This window comes from Ferrimicrobium sp. (assembly GCF_027364955.1).
Classification (GTDB): domain Bacteria; phylum Actinomycetota; class Acidimicrobiia; order Acidimicrobiales; family Acidimicrobiaceae; genus Ferrimicrobium.
In genome coordinates this window covers 16842-35214 of the sequence record NZ_DAHXOI010000003.1, presented here as the reverse complement: position 1 = coordinate 35214, position 18373 = coordinate 16842, and the positions used below count along the sequence as shown (strand labels likewise).

The following is an 18373-nucleotide window of genomic DNA, read 5'->3' as shown; positions in this document are numbered from 1 at the left end:
TCACGTTAGTGGTGCTCAGACCGGTGTGGGAAGCTCGAAGGCTTGCACGCTTGGTTTCAGTGGGCGTAAAAGCCAACGAGGTCGCCGAGTCCCATCGGGCGAGACGTCGCGTGCCGATTGCGTGAGTTGCATCCAGCGATCAAAGATCGCTCGTGAACGCGAGGTATCAACATGCACTTCACCGTGAAGGTCGTTCGGTTCAGCCTTTGTGACCGTTACCACCTGATGCCAGCAGTGCATGCCAGATATCGGATCAGGATGCACGCCAAAGGTGAGGTTCTGATGAACACCAATATCGGTCCACCAGATCCGAGCCGTATCAGGATCGCTCGACTCATAGGGCTCCGCGCCTCCGTGCGGGTGCATGCCCCACTGGGTCCCTTCCTTGGAGAGGCTCACCGAGCGCATCATGGCAGAGGAACCGAGATCGCCAATGCGCCAACGACCCATGTGGTGCGAACAGGCAACCACGCCGGGTCGGATCCCTTCGGTGACCCAGGCCTTTGCCACAAAATAGCCGAGGTCGGTGTTCACTCGAACCAGGTCACCATCGTGGATAGAGAGGCGTGAGGCGTCGATTGGATTGATCCAAACTGGATTAGTGTGTGCAATTTCATCGAGCCATTTTGAGTTTGCAGAGCGTGTATGGATCTGCACTGGCAGCCGGAACGTCGAGATCAGCGGAAACTGATCTTGAGTGAGGCGATCCGGATGGACGTGACTCTTGATATACGTGGGAGTCGCATACTCTTGCCAACCCCAGTCCGCCAACGTGGTCGAGTAGAACTCGAGGCGACCTGAAGGGGTCGGGAAGCCCCGACGGACGACGCCATCAACGACGACCCCAACGGGGCGCCGACCATCGTCATCGGGGGCGGGATCTCCTGTTGGGACCACATTCGCGCTGATCGGTTTGGGAGTCTTTGTGTAGACACGACCAAATGCTGTCACCGCTAGATCTTCAAGCTCTTGTGCTGGCACCTCTTCGGCAAAGACCTGACCCACTCCATTGCGGATCTCGAACGCACCGTAGCGCTGCATATAGCCCAGTGGGCTCAACTCCTCGGCCGCTGCCTTCTCGGGTAGGCCGGGCACAGAGTTCTCGAACATCCAGCTGTAGTACTCCTCCACGGTGAGCTTTGCTCCCGGATGACGCCGTGACTCAAAGTACTGGCGTATGCCGAGAGTTCCATCGGGGTCGATGCGCCAAGAGAGTTCGATGTAGAATTCGTTCTCCTCCCAGACCTCGCCTGGATTCACTTCGCGGGTATCGTAGACGCGTCCACCGAGGCGCTCTCGTGCGACTTTCAGCACCGGTTGCCGGAACCCGATCCACTGTCCATCGTATTGTTCATACGAGAAGGTGTCATGGCGCTCCGAAGCATGCCCCATCGGCAGAATATAGTCGGCGAAGAACGACGTCTCGTTCCACGTTGGCGTCAGCGCCACATAACAACCGATTTTGCGCTCGTCAAGGAGCATCTCGATCCAAGAGAATCCGTCAGGATTAGTCCACACGGGGTTGTAGACGCGGGTCATGTACACCTCAAGTCGTCGACCGGTCCGCTCCATGAGGTGTGGTAAGAGGTAGGAGAGTTCATTCATCGCCAAGGGGAAGTCCAATGGCCATGAGAGCTCATTCCAAACGTTGGGATGGCCCGGCGTATGGATGGGGCGCGGGACATACTTGTTCCAGGCGTTTAGATTGGTGCCTCCTGGGGTTGCCACTGCCCCGAGCAGGGCATTGAGGAGAAAGGTGGTACGCGAAACTTGCCAGCCACCAAGATTCCCAGCCGCAGCGGAACGCCAGTTGTGACTCGAGAGTGCTGTCCCTGAGGTGCCAATGATCTCGGCTGCCTCTCGAAGGGTTTCGATATCGACATGGGTCTCGGCAGCGGCAAACTCCAGCGTATAATCGGCGTAGAGTGCCTTGAGATGTGTCTCGAAGTTTTCAAAGGTCTGCGGTTCGGCTGGTGCCTCAATCGCGAGATACTCTTGCCAGTTCCACCATGACCGCACGAAGTCCCGGTGATAGAGATCATTTTGAATGAGATAGTTCGCAAACGCGAGGTTCATCGCCGCCTCCGTGCCTGGCCAGGGAGAGATCCAGAGATCAGCATGGGTGGCGGTATTGGAGAGTCGGGTATCCACCACGATCAGCTTTGCACCGCGCTGGCGTGCCTCGGTGATGCGTTGCGCATGTGGGTTAAAATAATGACCCGTCTCGAGGTGCGAGCTGATCAGATAGATGACCTTTGCGTTGGCAAAGTCCGCACTGGGGCGATCGATGCCGCTCCAGTAGTGGTAACCGGCACGCCCTCCCGAAGAACAGACGTTGGTGTGCGAGTTGTGACCATCGACCCCCCAAGCAGCTAGAACACGTTCGGTGTAACCATCCTCACCTGGACGTCCAAGATGGATCATGATCTCGTTTTGCCGTTCCTCGAGGATGGCAGTGCGCAAGCGATTGGCGATATCACGCAACGCTTCATCCCAGGTAACGCGCTCGAAGCGCCCCTGACCCCGAGGTCCAACTCGCTTCAACGGATAGAGAATCCGATCAGGGTCGGTTACTTGATTGATGGTGGCCGGTCCCTTGGCACAGTTACGGCCTCGTGATCCTGGGTGCTCGGGATTACCCTCAAACTTGCGAACCTGCAAGGTGCTCCGGTCGACATAGGCCAGTAGACCACAGGCAGACTCGCAATTGAAGCAGGTCGTAGGGATCAACATCGAGTGGCGCTCGACACGTTTTGGCCACTGGCGGGAATCTAATTCGACCCAATCATCCCAGCGCTCCTTGGGGGGGAAGCTCGCGAGGTCGGTTCGAGAGGGTCCCTGGTAGAAGGTCTCGCCAGCGGCATCGATCGCCTCGCGTTTGGCTCGCAGGCGATCGCTTAGCTTGTTGAGTTCACTCATTGCTACTCCTTAAAATCGTGGAGGGTGTGGTCATCGGCACCGTAGAGTTCTTTCATCGCATCAGGCAAGTGGCACCGCTTGTCCGGCCTGCACGAAGGCATGTTCGAGTGGCAAGATGCACAGGAGGGCAGCAACGCCGAGATCCATGCCTACGACCGGGGTGGCGATCGCGAGCAGATTCAAAAGAATGCCGACAAGAAAGAACCATCGGAAACGGCCGCGGGTCATTTCATACGAGGCGAGGTGGGCTTTAGCGGTTGGATGGGTGATGGTGGCCTCACCGATCACCATTGCAAGGTTAATGACCGCCAGGGCGCTCACAATCCGATCAAGATAGGCAACGTGCAGAGGATTGGCCGCTGCTACGCCAAACAACGTGATAGCAGCACCGACCAGAAGGGCTTGAACCACCAAGTGGGGTGGCAGGAGTGGATTCTGCCAGAGATCACGTGCCTTTGCCTGCGCGAAGAGGAAGGCGGTGTACAGAGCGGCGAGACAGGCGAGTGGAATTCCTGGAATTGCCAGTAGTTCCTCCAAGGTTCTCGCGTGAAAGATGGCGGCCACGAGGTCGAGCGTGACGACACCTCCAAACAACATGAGCCCCCAAGCCCCCCGCACAAGCCAACTCTGGATTCGGCCCTTGAGGAAAATCAGGTGAAAGCGTTCGGGATGTTTGAGGTCGATGATGAGTAGCACGCCGGTGATACCGAGGAACACAAGTGAAGTGATCGGTCCCACAAATCGTACCACTGGTGAGGACCAGGGTAGCCGATGGAGCAGTACCAGCAGAATCGGAACGAGGTAGGCCCCGGCCGAGATTCCTTTCGTCCATGTGTAGAGGCTCACCTTCCATCCCCAGGGCGCCGAGTGAGCCACGTCATAGGCAAGCTTGGCCTCTGCAGAGAGGTTGGAGTCATGAAACTCAGCTGGGTGGCCAGACACGGTCGTATTCGGTCCGCGCTGTATCTCGGACCACATGAAGGTATCCCCGCCAGGACGGGTGGCAGCGATCGGGTCGAGCGTTGCTTGGTGGGCTCCTTTGTAATAGACCTTGGGGCGGGTGCCCTTGTCAGGAGAGCGGACCGCCACGCTTTGGCGATGAATGATCTTTGTCACGGGGGAGCTGGGGTCATCGAGACGTCCGATCAGAATCGCCTCTGTGGGGCAGACGACGACACAAGCCGGTTCAAGGCCCACCTCAAGCCGGTGAGCACAAAAGTTGCACTTCTCGGCTGAATGATCATCAGGATTGATGAAGATAGCATCATAGGGACATGCGGCCATGCACGCCTTACAGCCGATGCAGATTGACTTATCGAAATCGACGATACCGTCCGGGCGCTGGTACATAGCACCGGTCGGACAGGCGGCTACGCAGGGTGGATTGTCACACTGGTTGCACCGTGTGACCTGAAAGTTTCGGCGGACATGGGGAAAGACCCCGACGTCAACAGCTTTCACATAGGTTCTCGTGACCCCAAGTGGCACCTCGTTTTCAGACTTACACGCCGTGGTACAGGCATGGCAGCCGATGCATTTGCTCTGATCGAGCACCTTGACCCATGTCTCGGTTCGTTTTGAAGCGTCTGTTAGCAACTGTTCCCCTTTGCACAGTGATGCCCGACTGGCATGTTGCTATCCTATTCCTGTCGAGACCCGCTACCGGGTCGTTGCCGTTAGCAGGCTTTAGGCGTTAGAGAAGTTACCGTTGGTTGCCCAAGCAGCTTGTGAACTGGTAAAACGGCAGGTAATGACTACGAAGCAGCCATTGATCGCTGGTAGGTTACCCTTAGGTTTATGTCAGTATCGGCAATTCAGAGTATTTGCAAACTTATATCGTCCGTCGCCGATCGAACCAAGCAACACTCAAGAGTGCGACGAGCCCTAGCGCGGAGAGCGCACCAATCGCGAGCGCCGCAAGCATTCTAGGTGCGTGATAGCGCAACGTCAGCCGCGTGGTCCCCGCTGGTAGGTCAAGTGCGATCAGACCATGGTCGTTCTGCACGGCGACCGTAGTGCCGGTGCTGGTACTCGCTTGCCAGCCAGGTGCATAGGCCAATGTTGAACGCACCACACTTGGAACGCGGGCCGCAAGACGAGCGGTGAGGGTGCCATCGGCGTGCTGCGTTTGGGACTCGATGTTCACCGCAGCAGTTGATCGAAGGTAGCCGCTCGTGGGGTACCTGCTGACAAAGTCGATCGAGCTGTATTTTCCTTGGAAGGTGCGCCATCGAGACGGATCGAGATGATTGACCAGTGGTCCGGCCACCTCAAGGTCCGTCGAGGCCGTTGTGATGACGACGTCGAAGGGTTGCGTTCGTGTCAGATGAGGGTGAGGCGTGACCACAAGGGAGGCGAGTAGACCAGAGGAGAAGGAAGTCGGTAGGTCAACGGTAACCCACCCATTTGCGCCGACGATCGCGTTCGGATCGACATAGGTTTGACCGTTGACGGTGGTTGCTCTCACCGCTAGCGAGGATACACCGGGTCCCAGCCGAAGCAAGACAGAGCGAGCTGTCCGAATATTTCCAACAAAGAAGGCGCTCGACTTGTCGGCCTGGAGCAAGGGGCGGGCACCATGCTTGCGAAGCGTGCCAGGAGCTAGCGTGCGAATCGGTACATGAAAATAGCGCCGAGCGGTGATCAGTAGATCCATATTGAGGTCCTGGTGGTAGAGGGGTATCAAAGCCGGATCGAGGGTGGACTGGGTCTTGGTGTGGGTGAGATTGTTGTAGGTAGCGAGCGAGAGTGAGGCGTAACCCTGAATCGAGTTTGTGTGGGTAAAGACATTACGGTCGAGTTGTTCATTGGCAACGATCGTCCGATCGTAGAGGTAAAGATTCGGATCGTAGAGTCCATAACGTTCTGATCCATGAAGTAGTTGGCTTGCCGTTGGGGCGGCGGGGTTTCCCAGGGGCTCATAGAAGGCTGGCAATACCACGAATTGGATCGACATGCCGAGCATCTCGAAGGTGAGTGCGCCGATGAGGATCTGTCGGATTCGGCGAGTCGAGCGAGGCGTGGTGTTGTCATCGGGAGGCGAGGGTTGCCGAGGTGGTCTTCGCGCGAGGAGTGTCCCAAGGATCGCCAACATGATGGCGACCTCGAGGAGCACATAGATCCGGATCTCCAAGAGGGCGAGGTGGGTTGGTACAGAGGCGGCATCAACGAGTTTGAAGAAGGATGAGGGTGCCAGTACGATATCGGCGCCGACAGCTACGGTGATCAGGCCGAGCAACGAGAGAAGATAAGTAACTGAACGTGACAACGGCCGCGGCTCACCGTCGTTCCAGTAGTACTGGGCACCAGCAGCGGCGATAAGAACCGCGGCGAGATCGATATCGATGATGTAACGGGATGCAAGGCGCTGGAGATTGAAGAGCGGTAGATGATAGATAATGGTCGCAACGGGTGTCTCGGAACCAAGGGCTAGTAACGCTGCGACGATCATCAGGGTGATGAGGAAGGACTTTGCCCAGGGTTTGATGGTGGGTAGACGACGGGACGCGATACCGATAATGGTGAAAACAAGACCGACCGCAGTGATCGCAATGGTGATTTCTGAGGGGTTGTAGTTCCCAAAATAGTTGGGAAGGTAGCCGCCGCTATAGCCACCATAGGCAAAGGGAAAGAGGATAAGTGGCAGAAAGCGATAGGCAAAGGGACCAAAGCCAGCGTATTGGGCCGGGAGATGCGCCCGATTTGAGAGGGCGGTGTAGGCCAATCCGGTGTACCACTGAGGGGCCGATAGACCGAGAGCGAGCACAGCGGCAACAGCGGTGAGTCCGACGGCGCTGACTCTCAGGCTGCGGTAGGCGAGTCTTACCACAAAGAGCACACCGAGTGCCACGACACTCGCAAGCATCGCCTCGGGCGCGCCGGCAAAGACGGCACACGCAAAGGCGAAGGCGAGGCCCGTGGCATTGGCGATCTGCCCCGAGCGTGTTGGCGCATCGAGTAGGCGCACGAGAAACAGGAGGGCGACAAGAGAGGCAAGGTCACCCTCGATCATGTCGATGTGAACCACCTGCGCCGTGAAGGCACCTGTGCCGACAAAGACGATTCCGGCGGCGACTGCAAACCAGCGACTGATCCCGATGGTTTCGGCGATCTTGACGGTGACGATTTCGGCGAGGAACCAGCACAACGCCAGGGTCAAGGTCATGGCGACGGTGGCAGGAAGCAGCACGAACAAGATCATCAATGGGTAGAGGGCGCCTGCATTGAAGCCAGCGAGCAGTGGAGTACCGTCCCAATTGAATGGATCCCAAGTTGGAAGGTGTCCAGCGCGGTAGTCCTGACCGACCAGCCATCGAAAAGAGATGTTCTGGGTGGCATTATCGCCGAGGATGGGGGGGTGGCCGAGCAGGGCTGGAATCACAATCACCAGAATGGGGAGGAGTGCAAGCGCCATCCAATTCCGGTAAGTGAGGCGGTTCCCTCGGCTCGCCTCTGATGATGTCACGATGGCGCTATCCAGCGCTCACGAAGGTAGGTGCGCAGTGCTGCTCGGCCGTAATACCAACCATAGAGCAGATTTGTCGCCTTCTTGGACTGACCTGCCAGCCTTTTCACCATGTCGACTGGAAATTCCTGGATACGAGCTCCAGCAAAGGCTGCCGAGATGAGAAGCTCCGATGATTGATACTGTGGTTGATCCAGGCGGAGTTTGCCGGCCAGGGTTGCGGTGAAGAGGCGCAAGCCGGAGGAGGTGTCGGTCACCGACACGCGGGCCATACGCGATATCAGCGTGGCGAAGACCTTGACCCCTAAGTCTCGCACGGGATCCCCGACGATGGTGGAGCCAAGGACACGCGATCCTTGGACGAAATCGGCCCGACCTGAGGTGAGGTAGTCGAGGCCAGACACGAGCCCCTCGGGTGACCACTGCCCGTCAGCATCGATCACACAGATGTAGGTCGCACCGAGGCGGAGTGCGGCAAGGTAGCCAAGGCGGAGTGCGGCTCCTTGGCCTCTATTGATGGGAGTTTCGCAACAAAGCGCTCCATTGGCAAGGGCTACTGCGCGGGTTTGATCAGTCGAACCATCTGAAACGACGATGACAGTTGGGGCGACGCCATCGAGCCGATCTGGCATCGCTGCAAGGACTGCTGGGAGGGCCTCTGCCTCGTTATAGGCGGGGATCACCACCACCACATGAACGTCGTCAATGTCAACATCAGACAGGAATGCCGTCAGTGTGCGGCGGTCGATCGGGTCAAGGGGATCGCGAGCGTCGATCGCGAGCGGTCGAGTCACGCGCATCGTGGTTTCGAACTCCTTACCTCATCGTAGGGCCGTAGTACCGTACAGCCATAGTACCGTACAGCCATAGTACCGTACGGCGATACTAACGTAGGTCGATCGTGTTGGCCGTAGCACAACGATCACTGTTACCGGCACGCCCATGCTACCAATAGCGGCAGGGTCACCGAACGCTCACTTTAGTGGTCATCTAAGAGATTGCTCCTCTGTCACAGGCTCGGCCTAGCGTCAACGTTGGAGTTCCTGTAGCCGAGAAGCAATTACTTCCCTGAAAATTGAGAATTTCTTGATTTCTCTCACAGTGGCCAAGTCAACTGGTATAGTGGGTGGTGCGCTAGATGTAGTGTTGTTGGTTTGTTGTGGACGCTACTTGTGGGGGCTACCTGTGGTGGCTGCAGAGTGTCTCTGCGCTGGAAGGAGAAAATATGAAAAGGCAGTTAAAGGGTTTGGAACGGCATTTCACAACTCAGGGGATGAGTCCGTTTGACTCGGTGGTGTGGGATCGACGAGACGCCAAAATCTCGAATTACCGCACGGGCGAGGTGGCCTTCGAACAGCGAGGAGTCGAAGTGCCGAGCACGTGGAGCATGAATGCCACCAATATTCTCTCCCAGAAGTATTTTCGTGGTGCCCTTGATTCAGCCGATCGAGAGGGGTCCTTGAAGACGGTTGCCAATCGGATCGTGGATACTTTGGCACGGTGGGGAGAGAAAGACGGCTACTTCGCTGATGCTGAAGAGGCATCGACGTTCGCCGATGAACTCAAGTACCTTTTGATCCATCAGAGGGCAGCCTTCAATTCGCCAGTATGGTTCAACATTGGCGTTCAAGGGGTACCACAGCAAGGGTCGGCTTGTTTCATCCTCTCAGTAGATGACACGATGGATGCCATCTTGAATTGGTATCGCGAAGAGGGCGTGATCTTTAAGGGCGGATCTGGCTCAGGCGTGAATCTCTCACGGATTCGATCCTCACTTGAGCATCTCAACGGTGGCGGAACCGCGTCAGGACCGGTATCGTTCATGCGTGGTGCGGATGCCTCCGCCGGAACCATCAAGTCTGGCGGCAAGACGCGCCGTGCAGCCAAGATGGTCATTTTAGATGTTGACCACCCGGATGTCGAGGAGTTCATCTGGACAAAGGCGATCGAGGAGCGCAAGGCCCGCACGCTTGAGGCTGCTGGCTTCGATATGGGGGTTGATGGAAAAGACGCCTTCTCGGTGCAGTACCAGAACGCCAACAACTCGGTCCGAGTGAGTGACGAATTCATGCAGGCCGTGCTCGAGGGTCGTGACTGGGAGTTGCGAGCGGTGACCACCGGAGAAGTGCTTAAGCGCCTACCAGCACGGGACCTCATGCGCCAAATCGCTCAGGCCGCATGGGAGTGTGCCGATCCCGGTGTTCAGTACGACTCCACCATTAACCGTTGGCATACGACGCCGAATGCTGGCCCTATTAACGGATCCAATCCGTGCAGCGAGTACATGCATCTTGATAACTCATCATGTAATCTCGCCTCGATCAATCTTTTGAAGTATCTCAACGAGGATGGAACCTTCGATGTCGATGGGTTTAGCCATGCCGTCTCGCTGTTGATTGTTGCTCAGGACATTCTTGTGGGCAACGCAGATTATCCGACCGAGAAGATTGCCCAAACATCGAGGGCCTATCGACAGCTTGGCATCGGTTACGCCAACCTCGGAGCGTTGTTGATGGCGCTTGGATTGCCCTACGACTCGGAGCCAGGGCGCGCCTACGGCGCAACCATCACCGCCATCATGACCGGTGTGGCCTATGACACTTCAGCACGTCTTGCCGCAAGAGTCGGTGCTTTTGATGGTTACGCCGCTGACCGCGAAGGCATGCTCAGGGTTATCGCGATGCATCACGAGCATGTGTCAAAGATCAACTCCTACTTTGTCCCACCGGAGTTGTTCTCAGCGGCTCAGGAGATATGGCAGGAGACTGAAACCCTCGCCCAAGAGCAGGGGGTACGGAACGCGCAGGTCTCCTTGCTCGCACCAACTGGCACCATCGGTCTGCTAATGGACTGCGATACCACTGGTATCGAGCCGGATCTCGGTCTTGTGAAGTTTAAGACATTGGTCGGGGGTGGAACGATGACCTTTGTCAACCAAACCGTCCCTCGGGCCTTGCGATCGCTCGGCTACGACCAGGTAGCGATCGACTCGATCGTCGCCTACATCGATGAACACAAGACGATTCTCGGAGCACCACAACTCCGCCAGGAACATCTGCCGGTCTTCGCCTGTGCGATGGGGGATAACGTCATCAGTTACCGTGGTCACATCGCAATGATGTCCGCCGTCCAGCCATTCTTGTCCGGAGCGATCTCGAAGACCGTCAATCTGCCAGAATCGGCGACGGTTGAGGATATTGAAGAGGCGTATATCGAAAGCTGGAGGTTGGGTCTGAAGGCCGTTGCGATCTATCGCGATAACTGCAAGGTTGGTCAACCTCTCCAGACAATGCGTAAAGAAGAGAAACCCATCGTAACGGCTGAGGTTGACGAGCTGCGACGTGAACTGGCTGCGTTGGGGTCACAGTCCAAACGCGAGAGATTGCCACGACATCGACAGTCGAGGACGTACGCATTTCAGGTAGCCGATGCAGAGGGTTACGCTACGGTTGGTGAATATCCTGACGGACGACCTGGTGAGGTGTTTATCAAGGTCTCCAAACAAGGATCGACGCTTGCTGGCGTCATGGACGCGTTTTCAATTGCGGTGAGCTTGGGCCTCCAGCATGGGGTCCCTATGGAGACGTTTGTCCGCAAATACGTCAATATGCGATTCGAGCCGGCAGGTATCACTGATGATCAGGACATCCGTATCGCCTCGAGCCTTGTCGACTACATCTTCCGTCGTCTCGCTATCGACTATCTTGACACCGAGACTCGCGAAGACTTGGGGATCCATACAACGACAGAACGTACCCGTAGTCTGCTGTTCCCTGCCGATGAGCAGGTGCTGACCTCGACACGGGAGATTGACGAGAGTTACGGGGCTTCCGAAACACCCCTGCCACCCCTTGACGACACTGTATCATTCACCCAGTCGGATGCTCCTTACTGCTACTCATGCGGTAACGTGATGCAGCGATCTGGTTCATGCTTCGTGTGCTCGAGCTGTGGGACAACCTCAGGATGCTCGTAAGTCTGACCACAATCAAGGTGTCCCCTAATTAAGTTGTTGCCAGGGGGTGCTGGAGTGTTAATCTAACCAGATAGGCTGCCCCCAAAGGGACGTCGTCACGATGAGGGATTTTCCCTTGGCACGGACGTTCTCGGAGGGGGCAGCCTTGGTCACAACCAAGGTGTCACAGCCAATCCGGTACGATGATGGCATCGTGCCGATGCTCTTGGGGCGGAGCCGATTTCGATTGACTGCTGAGACGAGTCACTTGCGCCTTTCATTACCGTGAATGATCGCATTCACAGCCTCACTAGTAACTACCTTCACCACCGTGTGCCTTCTCGCCCAAACTCGCTTGCGGTAAGTGCGAACGGCTGGGATTCACCCCTTGGCTATATTGCGGACTTCTACGCAGGTGATAACCAGAATTCTGTATGTGCTGTGGCGTGGCAGTGGATTTCGGGGTCAGCTGACTATGACCAAGTCAGTGGTTCCCGAATCGCGAGCGGTGAAGGCGGTGCTTGCGACTACTTCGCCATTGGTAGGCACATAGGACCTGTTATCCTGGGGAAATGAGGTTCCGCTGCGTTGGTGCAAGCTGCTGGCGGCGATGAACACGGCGATCAATTTCCAGAAAGCGGAGGTTGAGCCCCTAAGTTGTACTTGAGACGTGCTCGCACAGTTCCCTGACGAGGTGCGATGCACGGCCAAGATCTGGACTGCCAAGGCTGGGTGGGTGGCTTGTGACGCAATATGTCGACTGGATGGCGGTATTGTTTGAGTAGGATGCTGTTCGTGCTTGATGCTCAACAGGGGAACCAGAAGGGAACCGTGAACTGCTGCATTAAAGCGGAACGGCAACTGGCCCAAGTCGTAAATTAGTGAGCTTCTGGTGGTTCACGTTGCCTTATAGATTTGTTTGTAGTCTCGTCATGTAGGTCAGTATGGAGCATGTTTTGGTCAGAATTATGGTCGTGGAGGTCTCCTGGGGATGATGAGAAAGGCTAAAGTGTCGGTAGTATCAGCTGCTGTGCTGGTAGTTGTTCTCGTCATGGGAGCAGTCATCTTCGGTAGGATCAATGGTCACACGACCAGACCTAGCGCAACAGCTCCGAATGCCGTAGGTGGTGGATTACTTGTCGGGGTTGGACCATCACTAGGTGGAATATCTATCTATAGTCCCCAATCAGGGCGACCGCTAAAGGAACTTACCGCACCCCCGTTTGGACATTTCCCTTTTCTCAGCCCCAACGGCAGTTCGGTATACTTCACCACTTCAACACCAGGTAACGGGAGCTGCGAATCTGACATAGAGAAGAAGCTGATCGATGGCAAGAGCCATCCGATTGTCCAGGGCCAACTGATCAACATTAACTCGTTCACCATGACCCGGAACCGACACTGGGCACTCTGGCTCTCTTCAAGCGTGGGTTATGACGGCAGACCTCCGTATGCGCTGCACAAGATGAATGTGAAGACCGGCCAGACGCAAGTGAAGAACTACCGTACTTTCGTCGAATCCATGGCCGTAGCGGCCAACGGATCGGAGCTTGCACTCCAACAGGGAGCGATAGCAGTCCCTTTGAGTCAATCACGTGAGAAGATCTACCTCTATGAATGGGCGAGCGCCACACCGGAGGCGAGTCCAGCGAACGTCTTGCCATGTCCCAAGGGCGACTCAGAATGCGCTCAGACATCACCTGCCTTTACCCAGAATGGCGAGCTCTTCTATATCGCATCTATCGGACCCCATGACGCAAACTGTTTTTATGGTGGATGTGCAACACAGAGGTTCATACTCGTGCGTATGCATCAGCACAAGGCGATCCAGGTCGCCTCTGTCGTCGCTCCGAGTTTCCAGACCTATCTGGCCGTCTCACCATCCGGCAACGAAGCAGTGTTGAGCATTGGTAGGCGGTCATACTTTTGGAAGGCAGGTCATGGGCTGGTTCACATAGCGACGCTGTACGAGGAGTCATGGTAGCAACGTGAGTAAGCAGTTCATTCTGGTGGCGACAGTTGCGGACTGAGTATTTGTTACTTCCACTTGATCACTCGAACTAGGCGAGTCGGAATGCGCTTAGATCACGATGGGCCTCTCAATACGCTTGATGTAGTAGACGAAGTTCCACCGTTTGGTCCGAAGTCCCGTTAGAATTCGGGGGCGCACTGTAGGTGGCGTGACTTGCCAACGTATCTTCACTCCACCGAATTGTTGACACGCCTTTAGTTCTGAATGCAAGTAGAGGCGCGCACAAGCAACGGGGCATTTCCGGTAGCGTCAGGGAAGACACCAGATTGCAAATGACTGTCGGTTCGATCGTGTTATCGCGCGCCTACCTTGCAGTTGCTCAAGAGCATGGACGGCCCCCTAGATTTGCGACCGAGGGTACCTCACCATCCTTGCCAAAAGGCTTCAACGGATCTTCCAATGGCAAGCTCGAACACTTTGTGAACACTGGAAGGCATGTGTCAACCCTATGGACTTGCAGGAAAACGCAACGGAGCCCCCAAAGTGACTATGGGGTCAGCGAAATGGGTGCCCTCTTAACACTGTGTAGCTATTCTCATACCCTGGACCACGGTTTCGCGCAACCTCGGGGGTTTCGATCTTGTGGAGAATCCTCGATCTAGTGCCGCTCTTCTCCAAAAAGGGCAAGCAGGGTTTGAACCTGGGTGATGCCCGAGCGGTGGACGACATGCCAACGTCTCATTATCGCTCCGTATCAGCGCGTGTGGGTTGCCCGAGACAAGGTTGCACGCTGATTGGTCCAGTTTCCCTTTCTGTTAGCCAAAGGTCCCTAATGAATGTGTCGCCATCTGCAGCACGACCGTCGCCGTCTAGCTTCAGTGGTAGAGCTATCGGATTGGAGTCAGTTGCTGTGAACGATTATGAATACGATCTCATCACCATTGGAGCTGGCGGCGGTGCTTATCCCGCTGCCTTTCAACTCGCACGTACTGGCCAGCGGGTTCTCATGCTTGATCCAAAGGGAGTGATGAGCGGTAACTGCCTGGCTGAGGGCTGTGTCCCTTCAAAGGCAATTCGTGAAGGAGCTGAGTTATATCGTGGCGTCCGTAGGATGCCATATTTTCGGACAGAGGCTCCGCCTGATTATCGGTCAATGGTTGCATTCAAGGATTCGGTGCAGCAAGTGCGTTATCAGCAACATGATCAAGAGCTCGCCAGTCTCGGAGATCGCATCCGCCTGATTGATGGCATTGCCACTCTCCTAGACCCCCATACCGTGGCATTCGAGACTAAGTCTGAGGTCAGGACGGTGACCGCAAAGTACATTCTCCTCGCTTCTGGGTCGGATATCTCGATACCACCGATCACGGGAATCGAGCACTGCGTCACGAGTAGAGATTTGTTCGCAGTCTCACCAACTGTCACCGAGTTGCCTGCCAAGCTCGCTGTCATTGGAGGCGGATACATCGGGTTGGAGGTGGCGACGATGTGGCATGCCCTCGGTGTCGATGTCACGGTGTTCGAGGTTGCCAATCAGCTGCTGCCAGGTATGGACCCCGGCTTCGCAAAGCTGGTTGCCGAGGGACTAGCGCAGGGAATTGGTGTCGAGCTTGGCGCCGAAGTGACGGAGATCGACGACCGTCATCGTGTGAAATACTCCAAGCTCGGAAAGTCTTTGCTCTTTGAAGCAGACCTGGTTTTATTGGCCACAGGGCGACATCCAGTGCTCCCACTCGGTGCCGAAGCCCTTGGCCTTCTCGACGAACGGGGTCGGCTCGTTGTTGGACCTGGAGGGACGACGAAGGAGCGATCAATCTTTGCGGCAGGGGATATCACTGGAACCCAGATGCTTTTCCACGCTGCCACGCGTGAATCGTTAGCCGTCGCCCACAATATCCTGGCGGGTCGAACGGTAGATCGTGTCGATCCCCAGACGATACCTGCTACGATCTTTACCTTCCCGGAGGCAGCCTGGGTAGGGTCGACTCGAGCCGACCTAGCCACCAGAGGCATCGAAACAGTAGAGGTGGCGGCACCCTTCGATCATGAGGCACGCACGCAGATCTTGAATGAGCCCTATGGTGAGGTACGACTCTTTGGGGAAGCCCGTTCAGGTCGCCTGCTCGGGGCCTGGGTGGTAGGAAAAGAGGCAGGCCAGCTCATCGGTGAACTAGCGACAGCGATCGCGCTAGGGGCGACTATCGCAGACGTGGCCTCGGTTGCTGATCAACATCCGTTGGCCCATGAGGCGATCTCCAGGGCGGCCCGTACTCTGGTCTGAGCTGTTATTTGAGGCCTTCGCACGGCTCGGAAGGCCCTTGGCGACTATGGATTCGACAATGTGGTGGTGCGTAGAGCCATCGGTGGGGTGCTGATGTATGGACGAGGCGCTGGGTCTGTGTGACATTCAACCACCGTGAGCGATTACAGTGAGGATTCCCCGACCATCTGAGCATTGATTCCTTTCGCGAGTAGTTTGCTGATCACGAGGAACGAGGAACGATTGCCTGGCGATCAAAGACACCGACATGCTCTGCCTCAACGGAAGGTCTCTACAAAAAATGTACGAGGTACTCATCAGTTTAGTATTCAAAACGTTAACTTCCGGCCGCCTAAGGACCCTCTTTCATCTCCTCTTCACTTGGTCGGTTGATCCAGACCTCGTTGTTGAGGGTGGGTGGGGTTGGGATCTTTCTCACAAAGCGCTCAGGGTGGACTTCATAGGCGTCACGTAAGACCTCGGCTCTTCGTTCGGTGATCACCTCTGCGTAGCCCTCATGGACGTCAGCGGGCGTCATAAGTCCAAGGCCTGCGTGGTGATGTTCGTACTGGTACCAGGTGAAGAAGCGTTGGAAGAAACTCCTCGCCTCCTCAAGGCTCCCAAAGCGCTCCGGGAAGTCTCCTCGGTACTTGAGCGTCTTGAACTGGGCTTCGGAGAAGGGGTTGTCATTGGAGGTATGGGGACGAGAGTGACTCTTTTGTACCCCGAGGTTGGCGAGGAACTCTGCGACGCTATGAGAGGCCATAGAGGCTCCATTATCAGCATGGATCGTCAACTGGTTGGGATCGACTTCCTCTCTTGCAATTGCCTCACCCATGAGCTCTTGTGCTAGATCGCTACTCTCATGATCCTCGATTCTCCAGCCTACGATCGATCTCGAGTAGATGTCTATGATCACGTAGAGCTGGTAGTAGATCCCCTTGGTTGGACCTTTGAGTTTGCTGATGTCCCACGACCATACTTGCCCTGGTCCCGTGGCTAAGAGCTCAGGTTTTACCCTGGCGGGATGGGTTGCCTGTCGCCTCCTCTCTCGTGTTTCACCAGCCTCTGCCAGGATCCGATAGATCGTGGGTACTGAGGCGAGATAGATCCCCTCATCAAGGAGGGTGGCATAGATCTCTCTGACCGATACATCACAGAAGCGCTCCGAGTGACAGACCTCCAAGATGTGTTCTCGTTCGGCATCGCTTAGCCGCCTGGGACTGGGCCTCTTCGGCTTTGGTTCCCTGACCGGGGGATCGACCAGGTAGTAATAGCTTGAGCGGGCGATCCCAAGACACTCACAGGCAGCGACGAGACCGATGATCTCCGTCAGTTCTCCTACTCCCTCGACAATGGCTGCGTTTGCTCTCTTTGATCCTCGGCGCTTCCCCGTGAGAGCTCTTCTAGAAGCACCGATAATTTTCCCTGAACTTCAATGACCCTCCGAGACTTCTCCAGCTCAGAACGAAGTCTCTCATTCTCGTGTTCGAGCTCTCTGACCCGAGCTCGCAAGGGATTGGCCTTTGGTCCACGCTTTCTAGAGAGCGCCTCTGCACTCTGTTGGTCAATCACCCGACGCCATTCGGTAATCTGGGACGAGAAGAGTCCCTCTCGTCGCAACAGCTCACCCTTTCCTCCCTGAGGACAAGCATCGTACTCCTTCAAAATCCTCGCCTTGTAGCTCGGGGAGAGTACCCGTCTTGTTGCCTTGGGTGGGACCGTCACCTCTTGGGTTGTCTTGTCTTGCACCGTTTCATCGTAGGTAGCCATGCCAACATCTCTGCCTTCTCGCCCTCATTGATTTATTTTTTTAGCCGCGCACACACTGATACTGAGACCTAGGGCTATGACCCGATCGAATCCCGGCAAAGGCCAGTGCACACGCAAGGTAACTCTTACCTTTATGTAGAGCTCCACATAATGGCAATTATGTGGAGCTGGGGGTTATGGTGAGTTGTAACCTATTATCCCTGTCCATCGATGCTCTCTGACGTGCATTACTCACCATAACGCCTCACAATGAGAACAAGCCACCCGGCTCTGGAAACGCTTGACCAATCTGGCCCCACCGAGATCTATGCCCGGGCTGATGCCAAAATGAAACGAAAGGCCCTGGAGTCGGCGACAATACCAGCAATGGACATTTCACCGATGTCATGGACAGAAGATTCTGGACTTGCTCACCAAATGGGACACTGGACCTCGCTTACCTATGCAGGCTGTTACGTAGCGGCGTGTTCGAGCGCAAATGAGCGACAAGTAGTCGATGCTCGACTGACGACGTCTCCGGTTGTACCCCTAGATCCGGTCAAGGCTTGCAGTTTTTGGGGTTCGGGTAGTAACGGAACGAAAAAGGCAGTAAGAGTTGCCGGCGCGTGGGTCGCGTCAGCGAGCAGTCGCAGGCGCTCCTGCGCTACGGATTCGGGTACGTTAAACGAATAGCGGACCAACATGCCGATGTGGTGATGGCCAAGGGGAGACAGCGAACTCAGGCCCGCCTCGTCGATGGTCAGGCTGTCCGCACCCAAGGAATCGACTACCGCCCCCATCTACTGCGTATTTCAGAGGACAATCGCACTTGCGACCAACCCCAACGGACCAACTAGAGTCATGGACACACCAGTGTTTCATGGGTCCCAACGGCACAATCCGTGTCACATTTTGTGTCACGAAATCGTGACTAAGCCTGCATATTCATGACAACGTATGATGAACACACCCTCTTTGACCTGCACTGATGCTAACGCATGAGTATGTATGATGGGTTAGGATTCGAACTTCGGATCTGAACTACCTCTC

General features: G+C 55.9%; 10 protein-coding genes. 3 read left to right on the top strand and 7 right to left on the bottom strand.

Translation table 11 applies throughout. The features are described 5' to 3' along the window. Positions 1 to 15 precede the first annotated feature (15 nt). From M7Q83_RS02940 to M7Q83_RS02925, 4 genes are all read right to left on the bottom strand, one after another. Positions 16 to 2919: a molybdopterin-dependent oxidoreductase gene (locus tag M7Q83_RS02940; protein ID WP_298335204.1), complete on the bottom strand. Its 2904-nt coding sequence runs from the start codon at positions 2917 to 2919 to the stop codon at positions 16 to 18. Positions 2920 to 2979: 60 nt separating this feature from the next. Next, the gene (locus M7Q83_RS02935) at positions 2980 to 4515 is read right to left on the bottom strand and encodes a 4Fe-4S dicluster domain-containing protein (RefSeq protein WP_298335202.1); all 1536 of its coding nucleotides are present in this window, start codon (positions 4513 to 4515) and stop codon (positions 2980 to 2982) included. Between the two features lie 235 nt (positions 4516 to 4750). Then, a complete protein-coding gene (locus M7Q83_RS02930; protein ID WP_298335200.1) occupies positions 4751 to 7333 on the bottom strand; it encodes a hypothetical protein in 2583 nt (860 codons plus the stop codon). Positions 7334 to 7380: 47 nt separating this feature from the next. After that, positions 7381 to 8184: a glycosyltransferase family 2 protein gene (locus M7Q83_RS02925; protein WP_298335198.1), complete on the bottom strand. Its 804-nt coding sequence runs from the start codon at positions 8182 to 8184 to the stop codon at positions 7381 to 7383. Positions 8185 to 8609: 425 nt separating this feature from the next. Here M7Q83_RS02925 and M7Q83_RS02920 point away from each other — a divergent pair, with 425 nt between their 5' ends. From M7Q83_RS02920 to M7Q83_RS02910, 3 genes are all read left to right on the top strand, one after another. After that, a complete protein-coding gene (locus M7Q83_RS02920) occupies positions 8610 to 11360 on the top strand; it encodes a vitamin B12-dependent ribonucleotide reductase (RefSeq protein WP_298335196.1) in 2751 nt (916 codons plus the stop codon). 988 nt (positions 11361 to 12348) lie between these two features. Further along, positions 12349 to 13323 (top strand): hypothetical protein, encoded by a 975-nt coding sequence (locus tag M7Q83_RS02915; RefSeq protein ID WP_298335194.1) that lies wholly within the window; start codon positions 12349 to 12351, stop codon positions 13321 to 13323. A gap of 898 nt (positions 13324 to 14221) precedes the next feature. Next, the gene (locus tag M7Q83_RS02910; protein ID WP_298335192.1) at positions 14222 to 15592 is read left to right on the top strand and encodes a dihydrolipoyl dehydrogenase; all 1371 of its coding nucleotides are present in this window, start codon (positions 14222 to 14224) and stop codon (positions 15590 to 15592) included. Positions 15593 to 15923: 331 nt separating this feature from the next. Here the strand turns inward: M7Q83_RS02910 and M7Q83_RS02905 are convergent, their stop codons facing one another. The 3 genes from M7Q83_RS02905 to M7Q83_RS02895 form a co-directional block, all read right to left on the bottom strand. Further along, the gene (locus tag M7Q83_RS02905; RefSeq protein ID WP_298335515.1) at positions 15924 to 16928 is read right to left on the bottom strand and encodes an IS3 family transposase; all 1005 of its coding nucleotides are present in this window, start codon (positions 16926 to 16928) and stop codon (positions 15924 to 15926) included. Continuing rightward, the gene (locus M7Q83_RS02900; RefSeq protein ID WP_298335190.1) at positions 16913 to 17344 is read right to left on the bottom strand and encodes a hypothetical protein; all 432 of its coding nucleotides are present in this window, start codon (positions 17342 to 17344) and stop codon (positions 16913 to 16915) included. The genes M7Q83_RS02905 and M7Q83_RS02900 overlap by 16 nt, the downstream gene beginning before the upstream one ends. A gap of 452 nt (positions 17345 to 17796) precedes the next feature. Next, a complete protein-coding gene (locus M7Q83_RS02895) occupies positions 17797 to 18123 on the bottom strand; it encodes a hypothetical protein (protein WP_298335188.1) in 327 nt (108 codons plus the stop codon). Between the last annotated feature and the right edge of the window lie 250 nt (positions 18124 to 18373).

Bases quoted from the DNA above. Each gene is read 5' to 3' on its own strand.
- M7Q83_RS02940 (WP_298335204.1), bottom strand. From the start codon at position 2,919: ATGAGTGAACTCAACAAGCTAAGCGATCGCCTGCGAGCCAAACGCGAG.
- M7Q83_RS02930 (WP_298335200.1), bottom strand. From the start codon at position 7,333: ATGGCGCTTGCACTCCTCCCCATTCTGGTGATTGTGATTCCAGCCCTG.
- M7Q83_RS02925 (WP_298335198.1), bottom strand. From the start codon at position 8,184: ATGCGCGTGACTCGACCGCTCGCGATCGACGCTCGCGATCCCCTTGAC.
- M7Q83_RS02920 (WP_298335196.1), top strand. From the start codon at position 8,610: ATGAAAAGGCAGTTAAAGGGTTTGGAACGGCATTTCACAACTCAGGGG.
- M7Q83_RS02900 (WP_298335190.1), bottom strand. From the start codon at position 17,344: ATGGCTACCTACGATGAAACGGTGCAAGACAAGACAACCCAAGAGGTG.
- M7Q83_RS02895 (WP_298335188.1), bottom strand. From the start codon at position 18,123: ATGGGGGCGGTAGTCGATTCCTTGGGTGCGGACAGCCTGACCATCGAC.